This is a genomic window from Enterococcus sp. RTP21361st1_A6_RTP21361_211029 (genome assembly GCF_040910045.1).
GTDB classification, from domain to species: domain Bacteria; phylum Bacillota; class Bacilli; order Lactobacillales; family Enterococcaceae; genus Enterococcus_D; species Enterococcus_D gallinarum.
Genome location: NZ_JBDGBK010000179.1, coordinates 1 through 2124, shown reverse-complemented (window position 1 = coordinate 2124; position 2124 = coordinate 1). Strand labels below are relative to the sequence as shown.

Sequence of the window (2124 nt, the reverse complement as noted above, 5' to 3'; positions counted from 1 at the left end):
GCATTCGTTTTCATAAATCTATTATAAAAGAAAAGACTGTAGACATCATCCATAAAATGGACTTTGTCTACAGTCTGGTAGTCTTCTTTTTGTTTGATACACGTTACGCCAACCTTCATACCAAATCAGTTGAGGAACGATCAGCGGTCGCTGATGAAAACGCAGCGGCATTTTTTCCACTGCAAAATTTGTTGTTTCTTTTAGTAACGCATCTGAAGGTGTGGCACTTAGATAAATCAGACAGCCGGTCGCTTTCAGTGCATTCATTAACCCGAACCTTAGTTGCTGGTCCCCTTCATAAGGAAAAGCATCTACTTCGTCAACGATTATCAGATCAAATGCCCGATAAAAATGCAGCAGTTGATGAATGGTCGCCACAAGCAAGTCTGTATACCGATAGTTTTCCTCTGAATCTCCGTAAAGCAGTAATCAAGATTCTTTGGGAAATGCCTGTTGGATCCGAGGGAACAGTTCGCGGCACACATCGATTCGCGGAGAGACGACAGCTACCCGATGTCCTTGCAGCCTTGCCGCTTGTATCACTTCAAAAATCATTTCCGTTTTGCCAGAGCCGGTTACCGACCAAACCAACGTTGCTTTTTTTTGTTGATAATTTCTTACCAACGCTTGTGAGATTCTTTTTTGAAAAACCGTTAGTGGACCAGGCCAATGAATTTTCGGAAAACTGACGCTGCTTTGTTCCGAAACTGTCACAAAAACTTTAGACGTATCTGCCCGTCCGTAATGGATGCAGGCAGGGCAATAGTGAATCCCTGTTGGCAGTTGTACCTCCTCTTTATTGAAGCAGCTGCCACAACGCTGACATTCAATTTGTCCCTCTTTGATTAAGACGGCTGGACGAATGTCACCTTTGAGTTGGTCGGAGTTGTTGCGTTCCCTTTCGGATACTAAAATTTGACGACCGCCTTCTTCCATCGTATCCCTCCTCTCGTTATATATGACTGATCAAGCCTTCAAAAGCAGGTACATTCGCTAGTTTTTTCGAAAACCTTGGACATTCGACACAATTAAAGTACGCCATCCACAAAAAAAGAACCTTACTCGTTCTCATTTTCTGCCAAAACAGAGAAATTCGAAACCTGTAAGGTTCTACTCAATAGTCTTAAGTAATCGTTGAAAATGGATTGGGCTTATTCACCAATCAATGTCAATGCTTGATCCAACACTTTTTCACCATTCATCATACCATAGTCAGCCATGTTGATAACTTCCAATGGGATTCCCTTTGGTGCTAAACGTTTTTCAAAATCGCCTTTCATGAAACGAACTTGAGGGCCTAATAATAAAACGTTCACATCTTTGCTTTCTAAATGTTGATCTGCTTCTGAAGCGGAAACAGCAAAAATATCTGTATCAAGACCTTTTGCATCAGCAGCTTTCTGCATTTTTGTCACTAATAAGCTGGTGCTCATTCCTGCGGAACAAACTAACATAATCGTTTTTTTAGCCATATCGAACACTCCCTAAAATTTTAAATAATATAACATTACCTATTCCTAGTATAGAACAAGTTTCAAATTTGTCAACGCTTACTGTCTATTAACCAATTGGACTTGACCAATTGATTGAAAACAACATATTCCTTCTTTAAATTCACGTGAACCACTTCATATCTTGCATTCAACCACGCATAGGCACCGTTTTCCGGATGTCGATAATCATTGGCCCACCAATCAATGCTCTTGCGGGCACTCTTTGGCAGCCCTGTCGCCGGAAATAACAGTTCATCAAATTGTGTGAAAGTCAATGTGACTTGAGAACCGCCATTAGATTTTAAGTAATGAGTGATGATATCGTATTTCTTGCGTTTACTCAATGGCAACGCCTCCTTTTTTATCCGTTCACTTATTCTTTACTGATTTCTTTCATTGAAACTTTTCTCCACATTACCTATACTGAAAATAAAAGGAGGAGCCTATGAAGAATAGTTATCGCACCATTCGTGAGGATGGACAAAGTGAACAAGAAATCAAGAAATCCCGATTCATTTGTTCCCTTAAACGTGTCACTTCCGAAGAGGAAGCCAAAGCATTCATCCTCGCTCTCAAAAAAGAGCATTGGAAGGCCAATCATAATTGCAGTGCTTTTGTTATTGGCGAGAAC

5 protein-coding genes are annotated in these 2124 nt (G+C 40.6%); 1 reads left to right on the top strand and 4 read right to left on the bottom strand.

All coding sequences use genetic code 11. The features are described 5' to 3' along the window. Positions 1–45: 45 nt before the first annotated feature. From AB5Z52_RS16760 to AB5Z52_RS16745, 4 genes are all read right to left on the bottom strand, one after another. Positions 46–378 carry a hypothetical protein gene (locus AB5Z52_RS16760; RefSeq protein WP_288551804.1) on the bottom strand — a complete coding sequence of 111 codons (333 nt, stop codon included), beginning with the start codon at positions 376–378 and terminating at the stop codon, positions 46–48. A gap of 51 nt (positions 379–429) precedes the next feature. Continuing rightward, the gene (locus AB5Z52_RS16755; protein WP_288551803.1) at positions 430–936 is read right to left on the bottom strand and encodes a DEAD/DEAH box helicase family protein; all 507 of its coding nucleotides are present in this window, start codon (positions 934–936) and stop codon (positions 430–432) included. 215 nt (positions 937–1151) lie between these two features. Then, positions 1152–1472, bottom strand: a complete 321-nt coding sequence (locus AB5Z52_RS16750; RefSeq protein WP_003127611.1) for a PTS sugar transporter subunit IIB — start codon at positions 1470–1472, stop codon at positions 1152–1154. A 71-nt stretch (positions 1473–1543) separates the two neighbouring features. After that, positions 1544–1837 carry a hypothetical protein gene (locus AB5Z52_RS16745; protein WP_003127610.1) on the bottom strand — a complete coding sequence of 98 codons (294 nt, stop codon included), beginning with the start codon at positions 1835–1837 and terminating at the stop codon, positions 1544–1546. A 101-nt stretch (positions 1838–1938) separates the two neighbouring features. Between AB5Z52_RS16745 and AB5Z52_RS16740 the strand changes: the two genes are divergently transcribed. Next, a partial coding sequence (locus AB5Z52_RS16740; RefSeq protein WP_368267113.1) for a YigZ family protein occupies positions 1939–2124 on the top strand: 186 nt, incomplete at its 3' end.